The sequence below is a fragment of the Corynebacterium sp. 045007 genome (assembly GCF_040743205.1).
GTDB lineage: Bacteria > Actinomycetota > Actinomycetes > Mycobacteriales > Mycobacteriaceae > Corynebacterium > Corynebacterium jeikeium_D.
The window spans coordinates 109,069-133,091 of sequence record NZ_JBFLKW010000002.1 but is presented as its reverse complement, the minus strand read 5'-3'; the positions used below and the strand labels follow the sequence as shown (position 1 = coordinate 133,091).

Genomic DNA, 24,023 nt, shown 5'->3' with positions numbered 1-24,023 from the left:
ACGCGCGTAGAGGTGATCTCGAAGGCGAAAAACCCCGGTTACTGGAACAATTCCAGCAACCGGGGTGCGCTCGGGGTAGCCTTACTTCTTCAGGGACTCCGGAGCGTTGAAGCGCTCACCGTGCTTAGCGGCCAGCTCTTCGGCGCGCTCGACGAAGCCCGCGACGCCGCGGCGCTCCGGGTGAGCTGCGGCCGGGTCGACAACAGTGGCGCCGTCGTAGTTCTTAATGAACTGGCGAGTACCACCGGTCCAGGCCGGGTAGCCGATACCGAAGATGGAGCCGATGTTGCCGTCGGCGTCGTGAAGCAGAACGCCCTCGTCGACGCACTTCTGAGTCTCGATGGCCTCGATGAAGAGCATGCGGTCGACCAGCTCCTGCAGGTCGGTGTCCTCCGGAGCGATCGGGGTGATGTTCAGCTCCTCGCGGAGCTCGTTGAACAGGCCCGGCCAGAGACCGGAGCGCTTGCCGTCGACGTACTCGTAGAAGCCCTTGCCCTCGAGCTTGCCCGGGCGCTCGAACTTGTGCAGCATGGCCTCGACCAGAGCCGGCACGCCGCCCTCGTCCAGGGTCTGGCCTGCAGCCTCGGCGGCAGCGCGGGTCTCGCCAGCGATCTTCTCCATGAGCTTGAGGTTCAGCTCGTCGGCAAGCTGGAGCTGCGGTGCCGGGTAACCGGCCTGGCGACCAGCGGCCTCGATGATGGCCGGGTCGTAGCCCTCAGCGACCATGCGCAGGGCCTCGTTGATGACGGTGCCGATGACGCGGGAGGTGTAGAAACCGCGGGAGTCGGTGACAACAATCGGGATCTTGCGGATTGCAACAGCGAAGTCCAGCGAAGCGGCGAGGATTGCCGGGTCGGTGTTGTCGCCGGAGATGATCTCAATCAGCTGCATCTTGTCCACCGGGGAGAAGAAGTGCAGGCCGATGAAGTCCTTCTCACGCTTGACGTGGGAAGCCAGCTCGGTGATCGGAAGGGTGGAGGTGTTGGAGCCCAGGATGCAGGTCTCCGGAACTGCGGCCTCGATCTCGGCGTGAACCTTGTGCTTGAGGTCGGTGTTCTCGAAGACGGCCTCGATGACCAGATCGACGTCGGAGAGGTCGTCGTAGGACTCAGTCGGCTTGATGCGGTTCAGCAGCGCTGCGGACTTCTCCTCAGTGGTGCGACCGCGCTTGAGAGCCTTGGCCTCCAGACCTTCAGAGTAGGACTTACCGCGCTCGGCGTTTTCCAGGGAAATGTCCTTCAGGACAACTTCCATGCCAGCCTTTGCACACACGTAGGCGATACCTGCGCCCATCATGCCGGCGCCGACAACGGCAACCTTCTTGAACTCGCGCTTCGGGTACGGGGTGCCATCAGCCTGCAGCGGACGGGAGCCGCCGCCCTGAGCGTGGTTGAGGTCGAAGAAGAACGCCTGCATCATGTTCTTCGACTGAGTGCCGGTGACCAGCTCGGTGAAGTAGCGGGACTCGATACGCAGTGCGGTGTCGATGTCGACCTGAGAGCCCTCGATGGCAGCCTGCATAGCAAGGCGGGGAGCCTTCATCGGGGAGCCCTTGAGCTGCTTGGTCAGGTTTGCCGGGAAGGACGGCAGGTTCATTGCGAACTTAGGAGTCTTCGGGTCGCCACCCGGGATCTTGAACCCCTTCTCGTCCCACGGCTGGGTTGCCTTAGCATTCTCGCTGGTCAGCCATGCGCGAGCGGTGTCGATGAGCTGCTCCGGAGCAACAACCTCGTCAACGAGGCCAGCTGCGAGGGCCTTGCCCGGGTTCATCTGAGCGCCGGTCAGAATGACCTTCATCAGCGCGTCCTGAATGCCCAGCATGCGCACGACGCGGGAAACGCCGCCGCCACCCGGCAGCAGGCCGAGGGTGACCTCTGGCAGGCCAATCTTGGAACCGCGGACATCGGCAGCAACGCGGTGGTTAGCAGCCAGCGCGACCTCGAGGCCGCCGCCCAGTGCTGCGCCATTGATGGCAGCAACAATCGGCACCGGGAGCTTCTCCAGGCGACGCAGGGAGGCCTTCATGTCCTCGACCATGCCGAACATGTCAGCTGCATCGTCTTCAGTGGCCTTGGACATCTGCTTGATGTCGCCGCCTGCGAAGAAGGTCTTCTTCGCAGAGGTGATGATGATGCCCTTGATGGAGGTCTCAGAGCCGTCGCCAATTTCGTTTTCCAGGCGCTCCACGGTGGCGCAGATGTCGTCCTGGAAGGTCTTGTTCATGGTGTTGACCGGCGCATTCGGGTCATCCATGGTGAGGGTGACGATTCCGGCGTCGTCCTGATCCCACCGGAACATGTTATCTGTGCTCATAAATCAGTCAGTCCTTTGTGGTTATCGCGGTGTGACCGCGGTAATTGTCGCTGTGAGTTTCGTTCCGGTTTGCTTTAGACGCGCTCGATGATGGTTGCAACACCCATGCCGCCAGCCACGCAGAGCGAGATGAGAGCGTAGCGGCCACCGGTGCGGTGCAGCTCGTCGATTGCGGCGCCGGTGATCATGGCACCGGTTGCACCCAGCGGGTGACCCATGGCCATTGCGCCACCGTTGATGTTGAGCTTGTCGTAGTCGATGCCCAGGTTCTGCTGAGCGTGCTTGACGACGGCGGCAAACGCCTCGTTGATTTCCCAGACGTCGATATCGTCGACGGTCAGGTTGGCCTTGGCCAGTGCCTCGCGGACAGCTGGCTCGATACCGGTCAGCATGATGGTCGGCTCGACACCATTGACGGCGGTGGCGACAACGCGTGCGCGTGGGGTCAGACCCATGTCTGCGCCGGCCTTCTCAGAGCCAACCAGAGTCAGTGCAGCGCCATCGACGATGCCGGAGGAGTTACCTGCATGGTGGACGTGGTTAATGCGCTCAAGCTGCGGGTACTTCTTCAGTGCAACTGCGTCGAAGCCGCCCTGCTCACCCATCATGGTGAAGGCTGCGCGCAGACCGGAGAGGGACTCTGCGGAGACGCCTTCGCGGATGGTCTCATCACGATCGAGGATGGTCAGGCCGTTAGCGTCCTTGACTGGGACGACGGAGCGGTCAAAGCGGCCCTCAGACCAAGCCTTTGCGGCACGAGCGTGGGAGAGTGCTGCCATCTCGTCGAGGGACTCACGGTCAAAGCCGTCGAGCGATGCAATCAGGTCAGCGGAAATACCCTGCGGGACGAAGTCGGTCGCAAACGAGACCTGTGCGTCCATCGCCATTGCACCGCCGTCGGACATCATTGGCACGCGGGACATGGACTCGACGCCACCGGCGAGGACGAGCTCGTCCATGCCGGAGCGGACTTTCTGAGCAGCCAAGTTGATGGCGGAGAGGCCGGAAGCGCAGAAGCGGTTGATCTGGACACCGCCGGTGCGGTACGGCAGACCTGCGGTGAGTGCTGCGGTCCGGGCAATGTCCGCACCCTGGTCGCCGACCGGGCTGACGCAGCCAACGATGAGGTCGCTGATGCGTTCTTCATCCAGGTCCGGGAAGCGGTTGCGAATTTCGTCGATGAGGCCGACGAGAAGTGATACCGGGCGTACCTCGTGGAGGGAGCCGTCCTTCTTGCCCTTGCCGCGCGGGGTGCGAATTGCCTCGTAGATGAAGGCTTCGCCGCCCGGCTGAATGGTGGCGGAAGTCATGTGTTTTTACCTCACAGATTCGTCGTAAAGTGTCGTGCGTCACTCTATAACGAATGGCGGATTGCCGGGGGTGATTTGAGGGGTGCTGGGGAGAAAGTTGACTCCCTGTAGTCTCCCACCTGCGGTTATGTGAGAAACCGGGGGTAATTACATAAGTATTTTTAGGTGGCGATTGTGGCTCCTCCAATTCTCCTAGACTTGGCTCATGAGCGACTCCCGCATCGACTACATCGAGTTCCCCGCCTCTTCCGTTGAAGAACTGAACACAGTCCGCGACTTCTTCTCATCCGTTTTCGGCTGGACCTACGCCATGTACGGCGACGACTACGCCGACACTGGAGATTCCGGCACCGCCAGTGGCGTTAACGCCGAGGATCCAACGCGCGCAATCATGCCACTCATCCGGGTGTCGGATCTGGATGCCACATACGAGCAGGTCAAGGCGTCGGGTGGCACAATTACGAAGGAACCGTACGACTTCCCAGGCGGTCGTCGCTTCTACTTCACGACGCCCGCAGGTCACGAGCTCGGCGCGTGGACTCCAGTCGAGCCTGCGTAGTGACGATCCGGCCTGCAGCGATTGCTAGCACTGCATTTCTTGCTATCCCTTCGCTGCCTGACCCCGCTTCCAATATCCCATGAACGACACCTGCTTCCTCGGAACGTGGCATTCCTTCACCAGCAGCCTCCGCATCCGAATCACCGCTGAAGACTCACCTGCAATCCAAAAGTAAGTCCCGGTTAGTGTCGGATTCGGAGATCCGGCGTTGGCCGTGTCTTCGCCGCTGGAATTGGAAATATCTTCACCTGACTGGGAATAGCTTGGAGTCTCCCACATCAGAAAGTTGGGGTCATCCTCGCCTGTCGACGCAGTGGTTGCCGCATTCCCCTCGAGAACGTTTGACAGTGATTCTCGCGCGACCGGGCTTAGCGCATTGCTGACAAGCTTCACCAGATTGGAGTACAGCAGCTCGCCCGAAGTGTCGTGCTCATCTTCCGCTCGAGCCAGCCACTTCACCGAAACTCCAGATGGCACCTCTAGCTTCTGGACATCGCTGGTAGATGGAATCTCAATAAACACCTCTCCCTGCACTCCCGCTGGCCATTCCTCCAGGGTTTTCGCAATTGCAGGTAAGGCAGTTTCATCTCCAAGCATCACGATGCGACTACTAGCTCCAGGGGCGAATTCGATGCCGCTGCCGGATTCATCATCTCGTGTCGGTGCGATGATGATCAGCTCATCGCCGACCTGTGCCTTTGCAGCCCACGCAGAGGCTGGTCCAGTGGCATCGGGGTGTAGCACGAAATCGATGTCGAGTTCATCGGGAGCGTCGTCTGGCAAGTTGCGTCGAAAAGCGCGGATGGAATACGTGCGGACATAGCCGCGAGTCTCGGGGTCAAGGGTTTGCCAGGTAGCGAACCAATTCTCCTCCGGCAGCTCTGGAAGCTGACCAGCTGCTGGGATAATGACTTTGATACGGACGTCCCGAATCGTGTCCTTCGGACCGACATTCTCCACGCCGTGAAGTGTTATGCGCTGAAAGTGCGGGGAAATCTGTCGCGTGTGGGCAACGCGGACGCGGTGTGGCTGGTATCCCATAGGAATCCTTAATTCTGATGAGTTGCTTACATCTACTGAGCTAGTGCTGGGCTAGTTTTGAGTGGTGGCGGCCCACAGGCATAACAGTGGGTAGCCCTGAGACCGGATCGGTAATAATCAGCGATTCGAGGTCGAACGCCTCCCGGGTCAGCTCTTGTGTGAGCACGTCGACAGGCGCTCCTGCGGAATGCAGTCGTCCGTCGCGCATGGCGACGAGAACATCCGAATACCGAGCAGCCAGGTTGAGGTCGTGCAGCACCATGATGATGGTGGTGCCTCGGCGTTGATTGAGATCAGTTAGTAGATCCAGGACTTCTAGTTGATGTTTTAGATCTAGGTAGGTTGTAGGTTCGTCGAGAAGCAGCACATCGGTTTGTTGTGCGAGTGCCATTGCAATCCACACACGTTGACGCTGGCCGCCGGAGAGCTCTTCGACGCACCGCCCTGCGAGGTCTGCGACTCGGGTAGCTTCCATAGCTTCGGTGACGATGTCGTAGTCGGCTGAACTCCAGCGACCCAGAATTCCCTGGTAGGGGGTTCGACCACGGCCGACTAAGTCTGCGACAGTGATGCCGTCAGGAGCGATAGGGGTCTGCGGAAGCAGTCCGAGCCGCTTTGCCAATTCGCGGGAAGAATAGGAACCTAGCTCCTTGCCGTCCAGCTCGACGGATCCAGCTGATGGCCGAATCAAACGAGCTAGCGTACGTAGAAACGTTGATTTGCCACAACCATTTGGTCCGACAATCGAAGTAATCTTGCCTGCTTCGAATGACAAAGTCAGGTCTTTCACAATGGGTTTTTCCCCATATCCAGAAGTAAGGGACTGAGCATTCAGTTGTGCGGACACGGTGAGTGACTCCTTGGTTTGATGAACAAAGCGCAGCTATCGAGATGTTCTGACGAGCAGATAGATCAAAAAGGGTGCTCCGAGCGCGCCGGTAATAACTCCGACGGGATAACGCGTGCCGAAGAGGTATTGGCCGGCTAAATCTGCGACAAGCACCAAGAATGCTCCAACCAATCCAGATGGCACTATGAGGTTCGCGCCGGGCCTAAAGATTCGCATCGCGATCGGGCCTGCCATGAATGCGACAAATGAGATTGGTCCGGTTGCGGATGTCGCCACTGCGATGAGCATGACGGCGCCGACAATAAGAGCTCCGCGAAGCAGGTTCACGCGCAGTCCGAGTGAGGTGGCGATGTCGTCGCCAAGCTCCAAGATTGATAGCCTGTGCGCACCAATCAAGAGCAGCGGTGTTACGACAAGAACGGTAATAACCAGCGGTAATCCGCGCTCCCACGAGATGTTATTCAGCGATCCAGTCAACCAACGTGTGGCCGTCGGCAGATCCCACGCGGAAGCCTTCGACAGCACGTAGGTGGTCCATGCCTGCAGCATCGCCGCAATGCCGATTCCCGTCAGGATCAGGCGAGTGCCGGCAAATCCCGATTTCAACGCCAGCAGGTAGGTCAGAGCGGCCACGCTTAACGACGCCATCAGCGCCACCGTTGACACGGCAGTCTGAGAGGCCTGAAACAGCACAATCATGGTCGAACCAGCAGCGGCCGCACCAGCGGAAATACCGATAATGTCCGGTGAGGCTAACTGGTTTCGCAGCATCGTTTGGAAGATTGTTCCTGATACGCCAAACGCGAAGCCGGCGACAATTGCAATCGTGGCGCGTGGTAGGCGTAGCTCTCCCACTGTGAAAGATGCCCCGGGGACGGTGTCACCGCGAATGACGCCGATGACATCGGCAAGGGAATAGAAGGAATCTCCAAGCATGAGACTCAGCAGCCACAGTACGGCCGTAATCGCTGCTAGAACCAATAATGTGAGCGTAAAACGAATTCGGGCGTGACCGCGTTGTTCTTGGATAGCGGTCGCTAATTCGCTGGCCCTATTCTGCGGGCGCGTTTCGGGGGCGAGGTTTGTCATAGTTCCCGCATCCTTGTCTGTCGCACGATCCAAATAAACAGTGGAGCTCCGAGGAAGGGCATGATGATGCCGACAGCAATCTCGGATTGGTCACCGACGAGGCGCCCGACGGTGTCAGCAAGCGTGAGCAATACTGCTCCTGCCAGAGCGCTTGCTGGGATGAGAACGCGGTGGTCGGTTCCAAGGATCATCCGGAGTACGTGGGGGACGATGAGACCGACGAAGGCAATCGGACCGGTGACGGCAGTGGTGGTCCCGCAGAGCAGCACCGCGCCGAGTGTTGCCAGGACTCGCGTGCGGGTTAAGTTGATGCCGAGGCTGGTGGCGACATCATCGCCAAGGGAGAGTGCGTTGAGGCCGCTGCTGGTTAAAAAGACGATGACGAACCCGAGCCCAAGTAACGGGAAAGCGACCGTCAGTGATTCCCACTGCACACCGCTGACGGAGCCGATTTGCCAGTTGCGGAATTCGTCCATGACATCGGCGCGCGGCAACAAGATGGCGCTGGTCAAGCTAGATAGGGCGGCGGCCGTGGCAGCTCCAGCAAGAGCTAGCTTGAGTGGAGTGGCTCCGCCGTGGCCGATTGATCCCACGCAGTAGACAAACACTGCAGCTGCGAAGGCGCCCATTGACGCAACTAGCATTGTCGGCAGTGTGCGACTGATGTTGAAAAAGGTGATACCGATAACAACTGTTAGAGAAGCGCCAGCAAGAACGCCGAATATTCCGGGGTCCGCAAGCGGGTTTCGAGTAACAGCTTGAAAGGCTACGCCCGAGGTGGCGAGCGCTGCACCCGCGCACAGTGCCAGCACGGTACGCGGAATGCGTGTCCACGCTGCAGCTTCTCCCGCGGTGTCGGTAGCTCCACCTAAGGCGGAAAGCGCCTCGGTGAACGTAATACTGCGTATGCCGAACATAACCGACAGGACCACCGATACCAGTCCAAGTATCAGCAAGAGAACAAATACAGCTGACTTGGTGGTCGTCGAAGGAGGGGGAGTGGACTTTGTTGAAGCAGCATGGACTGAGGTTGGCACTATTACTTCTTCAATCCTTCGTTAAGCGCTGCGAAGTAACGGTCGATGCCCCAAGGGATGGAGAGCGGTGAGGGGTTCGAGGCGGCTCCTAGCGGGCCATCTTCAAGGAAGGCAATGTTGCCGTTCTTCACCGCCGGAATCTTGGAAAGCAGTGGATCCGCCTGCATATCCTTGACGTTTTTTCATCCTCGGCTTTATCGCCCGAGGAGTAGGAGATGATGACATCGACGTCATCGAATTGCTCCGGGTTCTCAGTGGAGACTTCAACCCAGAACTTGTCAGCAGTCTTGGACTGTTCCTCGACGATCTTCGGTGCTGCAAGACCGTGGTTTACAAGGAATCCCATGCGTGGATCTTCGGTGGAGTAGAAACCAAGCTTTGATGGGTCGGAGCTGCCACCGAAGGAGGTAAAGAGTGCTTTCTTGCCCTTGAGGTTCGGGTACTTCTCAAGAGCGTCGGCAATAGTGGTGTCCAAGTTCTCGGACAGCTTCTTGCCCTCATCGGCCTTGCCGATCGCCTTGGAGCTAATCAGAATCATGTCTTCCAATGATGTGCCCCATGCCATGTCGGGGTAGGCAATGACAGGCGCAATCTTGGAGAGCGTGTCGTAGTCCTCCTGAGAAATTCCGGAGTAAGTAGCAAGAATAATGTCAGGCTTTGTGTCTGCGACCTTTTCAAACGGGATGCCGTCGGTTTCATCGAAGAGCACCGGCTTCTTGTCGCCGGAATCTGCGCCGAGTTCCTTCAGCTTGTCTTCAACCCACGGGAGGATGCCATCGCCGTCATCGTCACCGTAGGTGGCCTTGCTCATGCCAACGGGCACTTGTCCCAGAGCAAGCGATACTTCATGGTTCGCTCAGCCGACAGTCGCGATTCGCTGCGGTGCCTCTTTGATAGTGGTCTCGCCGAACGCGTGCTTGATGGTCACAGGGAGCTGTGTGTTGGCGTCCGAGGCGCTGACACTACTGGCGTTGTTTTCACTGCTCGTGTCGCTGCTTCCGCAGGCTGCCATGGTGAATGCGATGGCTCCGCTGGCCACCGCGATTGTCAGGGTCCTGAAGGTTTTGTTCATGTAGGTCCTTTGTTTGTGCGAAGAGTCTCGTTGAGTACTCCCGAGCCCAGCATTCTACCGAATGTCGGAAACAGTAACAAAGGGCAGGCTATCCTAAAAGCAGGGGTGGTATTGGGGGGGCTAGGGTGACGGTTTGCGTTCAGGGGCTCTAAAGGCTTCCTCTATGAACCCCCTACCGCTTCCGCAGCACCAGCACCAGGTTCGACACCGTGAACTCGCGGAGCCCCGGCACGTGCACCATCCACCAGGCCCACCATGGGTGGTAGCGCGGGAAAGCGGCCAGCAGCTCGCAGTCGCCGGCCTCCGCGGCAGCGCGCGCCCACTTCAACCCTTCGCCGCAACCGACCTTGAACAGGGACTCGCCAAAGTAGTTCTTCGGCCGCTTGCCATGCTTTTTCTCATACATGCGCCGCGCGCGGTCACCGCCCAGGTAGTGCGTCATCCCCATCTCGTGGCCGCCGAACGGGCCGTACCAAATGGTGTACGAGTAAACGACCAAACCACCCGGCTTGGTTACACGCAGCATTTCCTCGCCCATCGTCCATGGCTCGGGCACGTGCTCGGCGACATTCGACGAGTACGTCAGGTCAAACGCGTCATCGCGAAACGGCAGTTCCAGCCCCGATCCGCGTACCGACGACTCCAGCTTGATACCCGCCGCCGCCATCTCGCCCACATCGGGTTCGCAGGTGTAGTATTCCACGCCACGCTGGGCAAATGCTCGGCCAAAGTACCCAGGGCCGCCGCCGACATCAAGGATGCGCTTGCCACGCAGTGCGGTATTCGTCGTAACGCTTGACGACGTGCCCCCGGCGTCCGCCGACCCCGCCGCACCATCCGCCCCAGCTGCGATGCCTTCCAACAGGCCGATGGTGTCCTCTGCAAGGTGCCCGTAGAAGATGTCGGGATCGGTTTGCTCGTATTTGAAGTCGTTGAGCAGCCCGAATGAGCGCGACAGCGTAGCAAAGCTGCGCAGCTCTTTCAGGGCGGGCGGGACGATAAAAGTGGGAAAGCGAAAGCTGGTCACGTCAAACAATCTAATGGACTGGTTGGGTTTGGGAGTATGGATTTGAGTTAAAGCGGCAACGAAAGCCGCGCCGAGCGTTAGGCTCATATTGTTATGAAAATCTTACTGTTGTGTTGGCGCGACACCGGCCATCCCGAAGGCGGAGGTAGTGAGCGCTATTTGGAGCGCGTCGCAGGTTACCTTGCCGACCAAGGTCACACTGTGGTGTTCCGCACGGCCAACTACCCAGGCGCACCAGCCCTTTCGCGTCGTGATGGCGTGACTTTCTCCCGCGCTGGTGGAAACTTCTCCGTCTATGTGCGCTCCTGGACCGCGATGCTGGGTGCGCGATTTGGCATGGGCCCAATTGCCAAGGTGCTCGGCGGCAAGCCGGATGTCGTGGTCGATACCCAAAACGGTGTCCCCTTTTTCGCGCGGATTTTCTCCGGCGCACCGACGGTGCTGCTGACACATCACTGCCACCGCGAACAGTGGCCAGTGGCAGGGCCGATTATTAGCAAGCTGGGGTGGTTCATCGAGTCGCGTCTGTCGCCGATGATTCACCGCCGCTGCCGCTACATCACAGTTTCCGAGCCAAGTGCCGCTGAACTGGTAGAACTCGGAGTGTCGCCGGGACGCATCGCGGTGATCCGCAATGGTGTGGACCCGATTCCGGAGGAGTTGCAGTCGACTGAAATCATGGCTGACCTGTCCGAGTGCGACGGTCCAGCACCGCATCTGGTGACGCTGTCACGATTGGTTCCGCATAAGCAGATTGAGCACGCCATCGATGTGCTCGCAGATCTTGTACAAGATCGTCCAGGTGCGATTCTCGATGTTATTGGCTCGGGTTGGTGGCACGACAACCTCGTGGAATATGCCCGTGACAAGGGCGTTTCGGATCATGTGGTATTCCACGGCCAGGTCACCGAGGCGGATAAACACCGCATCCTCTCCAAGGCGTGTCTGCACCTGATGCCTTCGCGCAAGGAGGGTTGGGGGCTCGCCGTCATCGAATCAGCGCAGCACGGCGTGCCGACGGTCGGTTACCGCTCCTCGGCGGGCTTGCGCGATTCGGTCAACGACGGTGAAACTGGCCTGCTGGCCAGCGATGAAGCTGACCTGATTGCCAAGACACGACAGATTCTCGATAACGGCGAACTGCATCGCGCAATGTCCAAGGCCTGCGTCGCCCGTGCCGCGGAATTTGGCTGGGACAAGACCGGTGAGGCAGTTCTGAATGTCTTGGAAAACCCAACACTGGATAAGTTGCTACCTGCGGCGGGGCAGTAGCGCTTCCATTACTCCAGTCAGTAGCCCCGCCAGCAGCCCAGCGAGTAGGCAAAGAGTCCAGATTCCAAAGGCTGTCCACGCAGCTGCATAGGCCCCCTGGCTTGGTTGTGTGGCCGGCTCGATAACGCCGGGGACATGGTATAGCTGCAGGTCAGGTGTTTCATAGACGGGGTCTAACGCTGCCACAATGTCAGCGGAGTCGCCGAAGTTGCCGGGCGAATTCTCCACTAGGACCCAGCCAACGCCTTGGTCTCGAAGACTCTGGAGCGCAGACTCAAGCTCCTCGTGTCTCTTCGCACCACCGAGCAGCGTGCGCTCAACGGTTGTGGCTCCCTCGCCAGACACCGACTGCCCAGAGACAATCAGTTCGCCAGAGCTCACCACCGGAGCGGGCAAAATCTTCGTAGCCGGGTCGAGGACAGGACGCCCATTAATAATGCGGTAAGAACCGGCAGGTAGAACCGCAACGCGATCGTCGTCAAGCGCGACCACGCCGGAAACCGCCGACCAGCCCTCCCATGACGGAATGGGGCGAAGTGGAGCGACATCGGCGGGCAGCGTGGGGACAGCGGCGATGATGATGAGCGCGCTGACGCCAGTAGCCAACCACTGGCCGATATTGGCGGTGGCCCCGCGAGCGCGGCGTGCCAGGTATTCCGCACCGCTTGCGGCGAGGATGACATAGGCGGGGACGGCGAGCGCGATCCACTTTTGCGTATCACGAAGCAGGCCCGCGCCCGGGATGTGCTCCAGCGCCCAACCCATCATCAAAATGCCCGGCGTTGTTGCGGCGAGAGCGACGAGCATGATGGCTGTGGCGCCAGTGATAATCAGCCCCCGCCAGCGCTCTTGCGAATGCCAGGCACGACGGAATCCCAGACCCATAAGCACCAGGAGTGCCAGCACCATAATCGCCGAAAAACCAACCTCGCGCGTCAGTGGCACAGCCTGCTTATTCCAGATGCCACCCAATCCCAACAGGCTGCCGAGCGTGCCGACGTGTGCCTCTGCTCTGGCCGCAAATGCGGCAGCGCCAGCCGCATCGGAGGACCCAGCTGCACTCGGGTTCAGCAAAGATGCCACTAGCCACGGTGAACTGACCGCTACTGTTGTGGCCACAATCCAAGCGCGGTCGCGGCTATTGCGAGCGGTAACAATGCCGGTGATACCAGCCAAAAGGGCACCGGTCGGCGTGAGACCCGCAGCGGCAATTGCGCTGGTGCGCCACAAGGCACTACCCATCTGCGTTGCCAGAACAACTGCCGGAAGCAGCAATACGGCGATGACCAGTGACCACTGTCCCTGGAGCAAACGCTCGACCACAAACGGGTTCCAGAGCAGCATCGTCGGTGCAATCAGCTGGCTGGCTAAGCTCGGAGTCATGGGTACAAGGCCCGCACCGGATGCGCTACTGGTGCCCGAGCCGTGGCGAGTGAACCTGCGGGCGAGCTCAGCAGCTGCAAGACCACCAATCAAACAGGCGCCCACCATGCCGAAGCGCACCCAATGGCTGGCATCCACAAAGTAGCCCAGTGCCCACAGTGCGGTGTCCTGCGGAACAGCTCGTGCCGCAGCGGGGCCGAGTCCCAGGGCCGCGTCGGTAAGCGGTGGGTGATTGGGGATGACCATGTCGCGCAGCAGAAACATCGGTGCCCCAAAGCGACCATCGGCCGGGGCCTTGTGGGGCACAAAGAGCGGCCAGCACACGGCAGCGGTCAGCAGGAGAATCCACGACAACACAAAAACCCAGGCGACTCGCTCCGAATGAGAGCGAGCCGACTGGGTCAGAGTAGTGCGGAAACGTTGTGTCACGTGCCCTATATTAAATTATTTTTCGCTTTCCTCAGTGAAACTTAGGGTAAGCGAGAGCCTGTGGCACCGTAGTTTGGCGTCTTAGGCGGACTTGCTGCGAACACGGAAGCCAATCACGATGAGAACCAGGCCGAGGATACCGAGGATCCACGGTGCGACAGTGCCGCCGATAGTCAGCGACTTACGTGCTTCCTTAGCGCGGTCCATCTGGCGGCCCTTGGAGCCTTCGTCCCACTGAGCGGTGTACTTCATCGCGGTACGGTTCTGCTCCTTGGCCTCCTTTTCACGGCCAGCCTTGGAAGCAATTTCTTCAGCTTCCTTGTCGTCCTTGGCGTAGAACATGAACATCTCTTCAGTACCGTTGACGATCACGCCAGAAGTCGGCTCGACGCGGACAGTACGGACGTTGGTGTAGTAACGATCCAGCTCGACGTCGTCGTCACCCTCCAGGCCCCACTTGTGAGCCGGGAAGCTCAGGCGCATGGAAGCCAGCGAGGACTTGTCAGCCTCGGTGAGCTTGCGGCCGTCGCGAGTGAAGTGCTCGGTCAGGGACTCGTAGAGGTTCTGCGGCGGAATGGTCATGGAGTACTTGTAGACCTTGACGCCATCCTGAGTTTCCTCACCGACAAAGTCAATCTCGAAGTTACGCATCGCCTGGACGTCGTAGTACGGGTAGGACTTCTTCTCAGCACCAAACGGGAACTGGTACTGGATGCCCGGACGGGTGAACGTCGGCGGCTTGGTGTCCGAACCACCCTGCGGTGCGTTAATAGCAACGCTGGAGATCGGGTCATCTACCGGGTACGCAGTGCTGCGGTCAACAGTGATGCGGTCGAGGGTCGCATTGATGAGGTTCTTCGGCTCTTCGCGGTCATCGCGCAGCAGAGTGGTACCGACCTGGAGAGTTGCAATCTTGTCGTCAGCCGGCTCCTCAATCTCAACGTGGCGCTTCGACTGCATCGGAGTCTTGTCGTTGATGAAGCAGTGGACCGGGAGATCGCGCTTCTCTTCGTCCGTCTCTGCCTTGCAGCGCGGGTCATTCTTGCGGTTTGGCGTTGGCTCATTCTTGCCCAGCTGGCTGGAGTCCAACAGAGTGCCGTCGCGCACCTCCGTGATGGTATCGCTCACAGTGTCAAGTGGGATGACCCGGAGGCGAGGCACCAGGAAGGTTGGCAGAAGGACGGCAATGACAATCAATGCAGCACCGATAATAATCAGTGCATGTCCGAGAGTTCTCTTCATCAGCGGATAGTCCTTTAACTGTACGTAACTTTCTGCTGCAAAACCTAGCAGGAAGTTAGGAGTTATGTGGTGTGTTTTTTAAAAATAACTTGTCGGGAAAACAAAAGAGTTTTGGAAAAACCGGCCTGAACAGGACTTATTTCATAATAAAATACAAGTGATTTTACTCATCCCGGTATCCGTGTAAGAAAGTACTATGACGTCCAAGGCATTTGCGGCAGCGCCGAACGCTGGGCAAGACACAGTGTCGAGCTCTGTGCCGAACTCTACGCCGAACACTGCATCCAGCTCGGGATCCAGCACTGCATCGAGCTCTGCCACCATATTCCGCCCAGGCTTCCTGCCTTCGCTGGAGGGCCTGCGAGCTGTGGCTTCGATGGGCATCATCGGCACGCACGTCGCATTCCAGACCGGGCATGATGTGGGAGCCCTGTGGGAGCGCATCCTCGGCCGCTTCGACTTCTTCGTGGCCGTATTCTTCGTGCTGTCCGGATTCCTGTTGTGGCGTTCTCACCGCTCGGGTTACGGCGGAATTCCCCGTCGTAAAGCATTGTCCGATGCCGACGGCGGACGGAAGAAGAGCTGGGCGAAGTACTACAAGAAGCGCGTCGCGCGCATTATGCCCGCGTACTGGGTGCTAGTGCTTATTGTGCTCATCGCACTGCCGGTGGGGCGCGGCGCGGATCTCAAGATTTGGCTAACAAATCTGACGCTGACACAGGTGTATTTCTCCGGCTCGCTGCACGGTGGGTTGACGCACCTGTGGTCGTTGTCGGTGGAGGTCGCGTTCTACATCTCGCTGCCGCTGTTTGCCATTGGGCTTAGCCGGTTGGACCCGCATCGCCAGCAGGGGCGCCGCATAGTGGCAATTTCCCTGCTTGCGATCTTGAGCTTCGGCTGGCCCTACCTGCCACTGCCGTACCCAGAAGGCGTTAACCCGCATATTCAGCCGATTGCCTACTTTTCCTGGTTCGCAGCTGGCATGATTCTCGCCGAGCTGGAATCGCTCCAGGGCGTCGATACCGATGCCGCCCGCGCGAAGGTGGAGACCATGCAGCGCTGGGCACGCCGCCGTTCGCTGTGGCTGGCGATCGCCGTTGGTGCGCTGGTTCTGGCTTCCTACCTGGGTCCCGAAGGGCTAGTCGAGCTCACCAACTGGGAATTCACCCGCCGCCTGCTGTGCGGTCTGGTCTTCGGTGCCGCCATCATCGGCCCCTGGACGATAGCGCCGGAGTCTCGCTTCCTTGAACACCCCATCATGCAGGCGCTAGGGCGCTGGTCGTACGGTATCTTCCTCTGGCATGTGGCGATGCTCTCCATTGCATTCCCGCTGCTTGGCGTGAAGCTGTTCACCGGACATCTGCTCAGTGTCACCATTGTCACGGTCGCACTGTCGATTCCGGTGGCCGCCGCCTCCTACGCGCTCGTCGAGGAACCTGCCCGCCGCTTCTTCGCACGCGTCTGGGTCAACCGCTAACGGCTTTTAATCAGCGGTGTTGTCGGTGTCGCTAGCATCTCTGTCGGTGTCGTCATCAGCACCGCTACCGGAAAGCATCGAGCAGCACGCCACGATTGTCAGCGCCGCCGTCAGCAGTAACTGAAGCGGCCAGCCGGCACCGGCGTAGTCATCCTTTGGCCATGGGTTCGCCGCCAGCACCAAGCCCGCAATCGACATCGTCGCAGCAAGCGCCACAATTAGTGCGTTTCGCACGTTCAGCCATGGCTTGACGACGTCCCCACGCTTCCGTGCCCAGAAAACCGCACCAAGGGTAGCGGCAACCACGACGAGGGCAACGACCACACCAGGCCAGCTGGATACCAGGGTCACTGTCGCGGCAGCCGCAATGCCAATAGCCGCCCGCGGCAAGTCATTGCCCAGCGAAGATACGGAAATCGGGGCGGTGAGAGCGAATCGTCGCCAAGCGAAAGCCAGCCCCACAGCGACCAGTGCGTACACAGCTGCGAGTGCGCCGCCTGCGAGGATTCCAGTACGCCAGGTCTGCTGCGGTGGATAGGTCAGCTCGACTGCACCACCAATTCCAGCCGGAATTGTCCAACCCTGCTGCCAACCAGAGACCGTTACCGGCTTCATGGCGGCACCTCCGACACGAAGCTCGTGGCCGGCATTGACAGAGATTGGCAGCCACACGATGCGATCGTGGTCGGCAGGGTCAATAGGACTGTTCAGGTCGATTGGCGTGGCTTTCTGCTGCTCGGCTGACGGCGCGAAGTAGCCAGTCGAGGTGAGCGATACCCAATCGGACTTGGCATCGATGCGCCATGGCCCCGGCGAGAGCTCAATCTCTTCACCACAGGTCAGCTCGCGGTGATCAGAACCGTCACCTCGTTGGAGGCTGGCCCACGGGTCTCCGATGCTGCTGCGGCAGGTATCAGCATCGACCTTCACCTTTACCGGCTTCGGAACGGTGAACAGGCGCACCAGCGTGCCCTCGTGAATCTCCTGGCCAAAGACCCAACGCTGAGCCAGCGACGAGGAATTCGGTACCACCGGGACACGAACCGGCGTGAGGTCCTCTGCTATATCCTCGGCGGAAAGTCCCGCCTCTTCATCGGAATCGGGGCTGCTGGATTCGAATGCGTCGAAGCCAGTGTCTCGCTTTGGAATCACCAGGCCTAGCTCGGAGATAGCAAAGCCTACAGGAGCAATCTTTGCTGTGATGCGCACCGATGTGGTCTTGCCGCCGGGCAGCGGAATACGAGTCGTCTCACCCGGGACCAACTGTACGGAGCTCGAAGCCGTATCAGTCTGGATGCGCAGTTGCACTGGAACGCGAGCACCGGTCAGGCTGAGCACTGCGTTATCGGTCGGTTCCTTCCACGACAGTTTGACCCACTCAGCCTGGCTCTTGCCCGCCAAGGGTTCCCACCAGGTGGAGGTGTCGCCGTCGAGCATTGCGTTGACCGAGTGGTCAGCCGATGCACCACCGACGTTGTATGGCTCAGAGGCCGACGACGAAACCTCAATTGTGGCGCGACCCGTTGCTGTCTGCGTCAGTGGCAGTCCCACGACGGGGTAGTCCGGAACGAGGTTGCGGACATATGAGTCCTCGTCTTCGGCCAGGATTGCTGACTCCGCACCGACGACTTCACCATAGTTGCGGCCGCGGCGGGCGGGGGTGTCGGTGACAGTGCCGGCATCCTTGCCAGACAGGATGCGCACCGGAGCATCGGAATCGACTTCGTCAAGCCGCGGGAGCACTTCGGGGCCGCCGGCGACTAGCGGTACCTGGGTAGTGTCCACCAACCGCGGTGAAAGTGCGTGATTGCGCAGCTCCTTCGGGCCCGCACCCCAAATCTGGATAGCGGTATGGCCGTCCTCGTCCGCGAACTCCGCCACCTTTTCCATGGTCGGAGAGTCCTGCAGCGTGGAAGTGATGGCGCGCAGCGAATCGCCCCTCGAGGTAACTCTCAAGTCGTGGCGGACCAGCACGTAGCCGATACCGTTGTTGCGCAGGGTGGCATCCAGTGCCGGTACCTCACGGCCCCGAGTCAGTGAATTGCGCAGACCATCGAGGCCGCGAATCGCCTCTGGAGGCACTAGCGGCACCGTATCGCGGACGGCCCAGGGCACGTCGGCAAGCGGCTGGAGCGGTTCGTCGCGAGTATTGCCCCATGTCTGATCAGCAAACGGCGATGACGGCACCACCAGCGTGCGGGTGTCCTCGCCCTGCTCATTCAGCCAGTCGGCCGCTTCGTGCCAGTAGCCCGGAACCTCGGAAAAACCACCTGCCGGAGCGAGACGGGCGCTCCACGCAGGGGCGGTGGCACTGGCGATAACCACCAGAACCAGCATTGATGCGATAGCGCGCGGGTGCTTCTCCGGGTGTAGCCACTGCTGCCAGCCAGTGGTCGCTGAATCGCTCGCCGTCTCGTTCGTGTGCTCGTTCGCCGGCTCTCGCCACGGCCATGGCAGCTGGGCTGTCGCATGAGCGAAGCCGATAACAAGTGGCAGACGCACAATAGTGTCAAATTTGTGCAGGTTGCGCACTGCTGCGAGCGTGGAATCGAGCACCTCTCGAGCCGATTCCCACGCCAGCCCGAACGGCTCCGTCCAGGCCGCCATAATGACAAGCCCGATGAGCAGCATCATCAGCCACATTCGACGCAGCGGCAGCGAGCGCATGGCCAAGCCAAGTAGACCAATCGCCGCTACAGCCAGGGTGGCATAAATGAGAATGGGCTCCGCGACCAGCGCATTTCCGCCCACGCGTTCAAAAGAGACAAACGGGGTCCACGAGGTGGAACCGCGGAGCGTCTCGCCGAGACTCAACCAACGAGTGGTCACACCGGAGGACTCGATGTAGTCCGTAAACGGTGGTGAGTACTTGCCCAGCAGCAGTAGCGGCACAATCCACCACATGCTGACCGCAGCACACGCAGCCAGCCAACCGCCGAGCATCGCCCACGCACGCCCGCGACGAGGCCCCGTAAAAGCGAAGAAGAGCAGCATCAGACCTGCGGGGATGCAAGCCGCCGCTGTACTGACCGCATTGACCGCGCCAGTGCACAGTACCGCTAGACCGGACAGCAATACGGCACGGGCAGTCGCACGCCAGGGCAGTTCCTCGCGCCGGGCTGCGACCCGCAGGAGCGGAAGCAGAATCCACGGTGCCAGCGCGACGGGCCAGGTCTCGGACGAAATCGCGCCCAACGTCGTAATCACACGCGGCGACAACGCGTACAACAATGCCGCCAATACGCGAGAGGTATGCGTGCCGACGTTTATAGCTTCGGCCACGCGATATGCGCCGGTAAAAGCCACGCAGAGAGTAAGGCTCCACCACAGCGCCTGAACCAGCCAGCCGGGCGCTAGGACATCGGGCAGCAAACTAAACAGCGCGAAGAATGCGCCCTGTGGAAAGAGATAGCCATATGCCTGGTTTTGGAGCTGTCCCAGCGGCATGGTGTCTGACCACATGTTGAGCGAGGCGGACAAAAACCCGATGGGGTCTTCTGTCAGGTCGTGCTTTGTGTCAGCGACAGTCTTGCCGGGAGATTGGATGAATGCCAGCAGGCACAGCAAAGCCCACCAAGGTACAAGCACGCGCTTACGCGCTCGAACAAAGGTGGGCATAGCTTTAAAGGAGGGTTAGCGTTAAAAACTTAACGCTGACCGTACTCGACACCGCCAAGCAGAGCGTCATCGGTGGAAACAGCCTGTGCTTCCGGAATTCGGTCTTCGGTCAGAGCCTGGCCGATGCCGAAGATAGCGGCACCACCGAGAAGGGCGCCAATGAGCGCCGAGGCCAGGGCAGGGCCAACGCTACGACGCTGCTCGGAATCAGTTTCGTATGCCATGTTGAGGACTCCTCGTGTGCATTAAGTCAATACTGTTTATAAAACTACACTCTGTGACTTCTGTAAACCAGTGGAACAGCTGGGATTCTCTCCCCGCCTTGAATTTTGAGCGGTTTCAGCGGTCATTGAGTTTTCTTAGTTGAGAGATTAACCCATTTTCTATCAGCTAAGTAAGTTTTTAAAAATTTTCTAGAAATTATTCCTTTTCCCCCGGAACGACGAGGACCGGGCGGCCAGCATTCTTCAGCAACGCGTCAGAGGTCGAGGCGGTGAACAGACCACGCAAACCAGTCACACCACGAGTGCCGGAGATAATCACGTCCGCATCGAGGTCGTGAGCTGCATCGACGATGGCCGACCAGATAGTAGTTTCAGTCTCTACCAAGTAGGGCTCCGCGACGAAGCCAGCCTCAGCGGCAATCTGTACACCCTCACGGCAAATACGGACGGCCTCGTCGTGAGCCGGATCGCCGTCTTCAGTCGTGGCATCCCAGTCGGGCTGCATCATGCCAGAGGCGCCAGCAGTGCGAGCTGCAGCGCGCTGCAGGGGTTCCCAGGCAGTCAGAATGTAGGCCTTCTTAACGCGCAGCAGTTTTCCGGCATAGGCCAGCGCCCGCTTGGCTTCGTCGGAGCCGTCGTAGGCAATGAGCATGGAATCAGAAATCGGTTCAACCATTTTTGAGTTCAATCCTTACGTCAGAGATAGCCGAAAGACTGTCAATAGATAAAGAAAAGAGATGTCGTTGTAGTCCAGGATAGGACAACAGCGACATTCAGCACGCTAGTTTTTAAGCTTCCCCGAACCAGCCGGCTTGGGTCGGCTAGAGAGTCATTCGCAGGAAGCGGTAACGTCCATTGTTATGGCAATAGAAGAAAAACCAGGGCAACCACAGCCAAAGACTGCTGGTTCCTCGAAGAATGCCATCGCGCTCAGCGCTCCCGTTCTTGTTATCGCCGTAATCGTCGCGGCGCTGAATTTGCGCCCGAGTATCGCGTCAATTGGTCCGGTGCTCGATCAGCTCCTATCCGACCTTGGCGCTTCCTCCGCCTTTGGTGGTTTGATTACGGCGATTCCGGGGCTCGCATTTTTCGCGATTGGGTTGTCCGCGGTTTCCGTCGGCAAGCGAATGGGCTTAAGCGGTGCACTCACACTGTCTGCGACGTTGCTATTCGTCGGCCTTGCGGTGCGCCCGTGGGTGAGCAGCATCTGGCTATTCCTTCTGTTTACGGCGTTGTCGGTTGCGGGTATTGCGCTGGGAAATGTACTGCTACCTGCGTGGATCAAGGTGCATGGCGGCCGTCATGCCGTCGTGCTGATGATGTTGTACTCCAGCATGCTCGCCCTCGGGGGCGGACTGGGGCCGGCGACGGCGTTTTTGATTAGCGATTCACCCGAAGCGTCCACAGGTGGCGTCGATATGTGGCGCTGGGCGATTGCCGTATGGGCGATCACCGCCTTTGTTCAGCTCGTTGTGTGGTTGCCGCTGCGTGCGCGCATCGGATTCGACTATCCGAAGGCCTCGGTCAGCTCCTCGGCAAACACGCCAATCTGGAAGTCTCCGACAGCCATTGCGCTGGCAGTTTTCTTCGGCGTGCAGTCGATGAACGCCTACGTGCTGATGGGCTGGATGCCGAAAATGCTTATCGACGCAGGCATCAGCGTCAGCGTAGCTACCGCGGCATCCATGATTGTTCAAGGGCTGGGCATCATCGGCGGTCTGCTGATGCCACCGCTGATTGCACGGCTCCGCACCATGTCCTACGTCGCTTTTGGTCTCGGCTGTCTTTTCTTCCTCGGGTACGCGTTGATGATTCTGATCGACCAGCGGGGAGCGGCGGAAACTGGTGTTGGATACGCGATTGGGGCTGCGTTCCTGCTGGGCGTGGGTGGTTTTTGTTTCCCCATGGCTATCGCGCTGATTCCGGGCCGCACGCGCAGCCATGAGCTGACCGCGCGGCTGTCCGGCTTCGTGCAGCCAATCGGCTACATTTTCTCCGCAGTCGGGCCATTCCTGGTAGGTGTGGCCGCTGGAACGACGGAAACGTGGACACCTATTCTGGTCGTACTGCTTGGTACTACGGTCGTGCTTGCAGTGCTTGGGCTGGCTGTCGGTCGGCCAACGTACATTGATGACGAACTGGCCGACCGAGGTATCGGTGAAAAGAAGCCGGGGCGTATTCAGCTCGACTGAATTTAGGGGAGTTAGCTCCACTGTATTTGAACCCGGGCCAACTTAGCTTTGAACCTATGACAAAGAAAAAGAATTTAATCGCGCTGGCCTGGAGTTTTATCCTCGGCCTGCTGTTCATTCCGGGTTTGATTGCCTCTGTTGTGCTTCTGCCGTGGATTCCGCTCATTGGCCGCGGTGCCGATTGGCTCTCCCGCTGGGCAGCATCGTGGTCCGGCACCCCAATCGCCAACCGCGTGACCAATCGCTGGTTCGACATCCGCAACTTCGTCAACCTGCTTGTCCAGTTGGCCATTGGCTTTGTCACCTTCATAGCGTGGGTCGGCGGCGGGTTCACTGTTGGTGTACTTTTTGGCGCACCATTCCTGGTTGATGAAGTGGAGTTTTTCAGCTGGACTCTGACAGACCCCACACAGAAAATCGGTGTTGCCTGGGTTTTCGCCATCGTCTTTTTGGTGCTGACCATCGCCATCAACCTCGGTGCCGGCCTGCTGTCCATTTGGCTCTCCCGCGTCATCCTCGCACCATCCAGCGAGGAAGTCAGCCAGTCCCGCGATGTGCTCATCGACTCTTTCTCAGGCGAGCGCCGTCGCATTGAGCGCGAGCTTCACGACGGTCCGCAGCAACACCTGACCGCCTTGAAACTCAACATCGCTGCTGCTCGCATGGGTAAGACTGAAGAAGAAGTAGCCGAGGCGCTCTCCGCCGCCGACCGCAATGCAACGCAGGCTCTTGCGCAGCTGCGCTCCGTGGTGCTTGGCATTGCCCCGCCAGTGCTTTTCGAAAATGGCTTAGTCGCAGCAGTAGAGGAATTGGCAGCGCACTCTGGCATGGAGGTTTCTGTTCGTGAGGACGGTGTCTCCGACTTCGGCCCGATTGATGAAACCACAGCGCTGCTCGCTTACCACTGCGCAGCGGAGGGGCTGACCAACGCCACCAAGCATGGCCATGCCGATCGAGCTGATATCACTCTCGGGGTTCAGACTCCGAAGAAGGCGCTCGTGTCCCATCTGGGTACGCTTACGGTCACTGTGCGCGACAATGGCGAAGGCCTGGAAAAACCAACGAGTGCAGACGCTGTAGACGTCGTAAAGCATGACAGTGGAACCGGCATTGCGGGCCTGCGCGAACGGGCGGCAGCGCTCGGTGGAACCGTGGAACTCACCAACGCCGACGGTGGAGCCCAATTGCTGCTGGAACTGCCGATTCGCCAAGGAAGGACGCGATGAAAGTACTGCTGGCAGAGGACTCCGTACTCCTGCGCGAGGGGCTGACCGGCCTGCTGCGGGCACTGGGGCACGAGGTCGTCGCCGTCGGCGATGCGGATCAGCTGCTCGCCACCGCCGAAGGGCAGGTGTTCGATGTCATCGTCACCGATGTCCGAATGCCGCCGAACATGCGTGACGACGGACTGCTCGCGGTCTCCACACTTCGCCAGGACAACCCCGACCAGCCGGTTGTGGTGCTCAGCCAATACGTGGCGGCCAGTTACTTAGATCGCCTGCTGCAGCATGGTGGCTTTGGGTACCTGCTTAAGGAACGCGTCTCGGATGTCGACCACTTCGTTGCGGCGCTGGAAGAAGTGCGTGGTGGCGGTACCGTGGTCGATTCTGAAGTGGTTGCGACGCTACTGGCCGCAAAGCAGGACGGCATCGCCGAGCTGACTCCACGTGAGCGCGAAGTGCTGGACCTGATGGCGCAGGGGCTTAGTAATAAGGAAATAGAAAAACGCCTAGTACTAACCGCAGGCGCTGTGAGTAAGCATGTGGCGAATGTGTTCTTGAAGCTTGGCTTCCAACCGGAAGATAACAACCGTCGTGTCAAAGCAGTGTTGCGGTGGCTGAGATATACGGCGCCATCGCCGTCGTCGTCGCCGTCGGCTTAGGTTGCG

The 24,023-nt window shown here is 59.5% G+C and carries 18 protein-coding genes and 1 pseudogene; 6 read left to right on the top strand and 13 right to left on the bottom strand.

What is annotated here, in order from left to right; translation table 11 throughout:
- Nucleotides 1-81: 81 nt before the first annotated feature.
- A complete protein-coding gene (locus AB1Z34_RS01885) occupies nucleotides 82-2,313 on the bottom strand; it encodes a 3-hydroxyacyl-CoA dehydrogenase NAD-binding domain-containing protein (RefSeq protein ID WP_367157810.1) in 2,232 nt (743 codons plus the stop codon).
- Between the two features lie 74 nt (nucleotides 2,314-2,387).
- Nucleotides 2,388-3,623, bottom strand: coding sequence for an acetyl-CoA C-acetyltransferase (locus AB1Z34_RS01880; protein WP_048760224.1), 1,236 nt, complete (start codon nucleotides 3,621-3,623; stop codon nucleotides 2,388-2,390).
- A gap of 205 nt (nucleotides 3,624-3,828) precedes the next feature.
- Between AB1Z34_RS01880 and AB1Z34_RS01875 the strand changes: the two genes are divergently transcribed.
- Nucleotides 3,829-4,182, top strand: coding sequence for a VOC family protein (locus AB1Z34_RS01875; protein ID WP_070595687.1), 354 nt, complete (start codon nucleotides 3,829-3,831; stop codon nucleotides 4,180-4,182).
- A gap of 42 nt (nucleotides 4,183-4,224) precedes the next feature.
- Here the strand turns inward: AB1Z34_RS01875 and AB1Z34_RS01870 are convergent, their stop codons facing one another.
- From AB1Z34_RS01870 to AB1Z34_RS01845, 6 genes and pseudogenes are all read right to left on the bottom strand, one after another.
- Nucleotides 4,225-5,223, bottom strand: a complete 999-nt coding sequence (locus tag AB1Z34_RS01870; protein ID WP_367157809.1) for a siderophore-interacting protein — start codon at nucleotides 5,221-5,223, stop codon at nucleotides 4,225-4,227.
- A gap of 40 nt (nucleotides 5,224-5,263) precedes the next feature.
- Entirely contained in the window at nucleotides 5,264-6,070 is an 807-nt protein-coding gene (locus tag AB1Z34_RS01865; RefSeq protein ID WP_147766164.1) for an ABC transporter ATP-binding protein, read from the bottom strand.
- 36 nt (nucleotides 6,071-6,106) lie between these two features.
- The gene (locus tag AB1Z34_RS01860) at nucleotides 6,107-7,162 is read right to left on the bottom strand and encodes an iron chelate uptake ABC transporter family permease subunit (protein ID WP_049171768.1); all 1,056 of its coding nucleotides are present in this window, start codon (nucleotides 7,160-7,162) and stop codon (nucleotides 6,107-6,109) included.
- Nucleotides 7,159-8,079 carry a FecCD family ABC transporter permease gene (locus tag AB1Z34_RS01855; protein ID WP_367157832.1) on the bottom strand — a complete coding sequence of 307 codons (921 nt, stop codon included), beginning with the start codon at nucleotides 8,077-8,079 and terminating at the stop codon, nucleotides 7,159-7,161. Before AB1Z34_RS01855 ends, AB1Z34_RS01860 begins: the two co-directional genes overlap by 4 nt.
- Nucleotides 8,080-8,201: 122 nt before the next feature.
- Nucleotides 8,202-9,271, bottom strand: a pseudogene (locus tag AB1Z34_RS01850) (iron-siderophore ABC transporter substrate-binding protein).
- 172 nt (nucleotides 9,272-9,443) lie between these two features.
- The gene (locus AB1Z34_RS01845; RefSeq protein WP_367157808.1) at nucleotides 9,444-10,298 is read right to left on the bottom strand and encodes a class I SAM-dependent methyltransferase; all 855 of its coding nucleotides are present in this window, start codon (nucleotides 10,296-10,298) and stop codon (nucleotides 9,444-9,446) included.
- Nucleotides 10,299-10,391: 93 nt separating this feature from the next.
- On the opposite strand from AB1Z34_RS01845, the gene AB1Z34_RS01840 reads away from it, so the two are divergent.
- Nucleotides 10,392-11,570 (top strand): glycosyltransferase family 4 protein, encoded by a 1,179-nt coding sequence (locus tag AB1Z34_RS01840; protein WP_367157807.1) that lies wholly within the window; start codon nucleotides 10,392-10,394, stop codon nucleotides 11,568-11,570.
- On the opposite strand, the gene AB1Z34_RS01835 is transcribed toward AB1Z34_RS01840, so the two are convergent.
- Both AB1Z34_RS01835 and AB1Z34_RS01830 read right to left on the bottom strand, forming a co-directional pair.
- Nucleotides 11,550-13,382: a hypothetical protein gene (locus tag AB1Z34_RS01835; RefSeq protein ID WP_367157806.1), complete on the bottom strand. Its 1,833-nt coding sequence runs from the start codon at nucleotides 13,380-13,382 to the stop codon at nucleotides 11,550-11,552. The genes AB1Z34_RS01840 and AB1Z34_RS01835 overlap by 21 nt on opposite strands.
- Nucleotides 13,383-13,463: 81 nt before the next feature.
- Nucleotides 13,464-14,624 carry a DUF3068 domain-containing protein gene (locus AB1Z34_RS01830; RefSeq protein WP_048734381.1) on the bottom strand — a complete coding sequence of 387 codons (1,161 nt, stop codon included), beginning with the start codon at nucleotides 14,622-14,624 and terminating at the stop codon, nucleotides 13,464-13,466.
- A 196-nt stretch (nucleotides 14,625-14,820) separates the two neighbouring features.
- Here AB1Z34_RS01830 and AB1Z34_RS01825 point away from each other — a divergent pair, with 196 nt between their 5' ends.
- A complete protein-coding gene (locus AB1Z34_RS01825; RefSeq protein WP_048734384.1) occupies nucleotides 14,821-16,101 on the top strand; it encodes an acyltransferase in 1,281 nt (426 codons plus the stop codon).
- A gap of 6 nt (nucleotides 16,102-16,107) precedes the next feature.
- Here the strand turns inward: AB1Z34_RS01825 and AB1Z34_RS01820 are convergent, their stop codons facing one another.
- From AB1Z34_RS01820 to AB1Z34_RS01810, 3 genes are all read right to left on the bottom strand, one after another.
- Complete coding sequence (locus tag AB1Z34_RS01820) at nucleotides 16,108-19,719, bottom strand: alpha-(1->3)-arabinofuranosyltransferase family protein (protein WP_367157805.1); 3,612 nt, start codon at nucleotides 19,717-19,719, stop codon at nucleotides 16,108-16,110.
- A gap of 29 nt (nucleotides 19,720-19,748) precedes the next feature.
- Nucleotides 19,749-19,943 carry a DUF2613 domain-containing protein gene (locus tag AB1Z34_RS01815; protein ID WP_005510537.1) on the bottom strand — a complete coding sequence of 65 codons (195 nt, stop codon included), beginning with the start codon at nucleotides 19,941-19,943 and terminating at the stop codon, nucleotides 19,749-19,751.
- A 196-nt stretch (nucleotides 19,944-20,139) separates the two neighbouring features.
- Complete coding sequence (locus tag AB1Z34_RS01810; protein WP_147719434.1) at nucleotides 20,140-20,619, bottom strand: universal stress protein; 480 nt, start codon at nucleotides 20,617-20,619, stop codon at nucleotides 20,140-20,142.
- A gap of 184 nt (nucleotides 20,620-20,803) precedes the next feature.
- On the opposite strand from AB1Z34_RS01810, the gene AB1Z34_RS01805 reads away from it, so the two are divergent.
- The 3 genes from AB1Z34_RS01805 to AB1Z34_RS01795 are packed head-to-tail and all read left to right on the top strand — an operon-like array spanning nucleotide 20,804 to nucleotide 24,017.
- A complete protein-coding gene (locus AB1Z34_RS01805; protein WP_367157804.1) occupies nucleotides 20,804-22,135 on the top strand; it encodes an MFS transporter in 1,332 nt (443 codons plus the stop codon).
- A 56-nt stretch (nucleotides 22,136-22,191) separates the two neighbouring features.
- Nucleotides 22,192-23,361, top strand: coding sequence for a sensor histidine kinase (locus AB1Z34_RS01800; protein ID WP_367157803.1), 1,170 nt, complete (start codon nucleotides 22,192-22,194; stop codon nucleotides 23,359-23,361).
- Nucleotides 23,358-24,017, top strand: a complete 660-nt coding sequence (locus AB1Z34_RS01795; protein WP_367157802.1) for a response regulator — start codon at nucleotides 23,358-23,360, stop codon at nucleotides 24,015-24,017. The genes AB1Z34_RS01800 and AB1Z34_RS01795 overlap by 4 nt, the downstream gene beginning before the upstream one ends.
- Nucleotides 24,018-24,023: the final 6 nt, after the last annotated feature.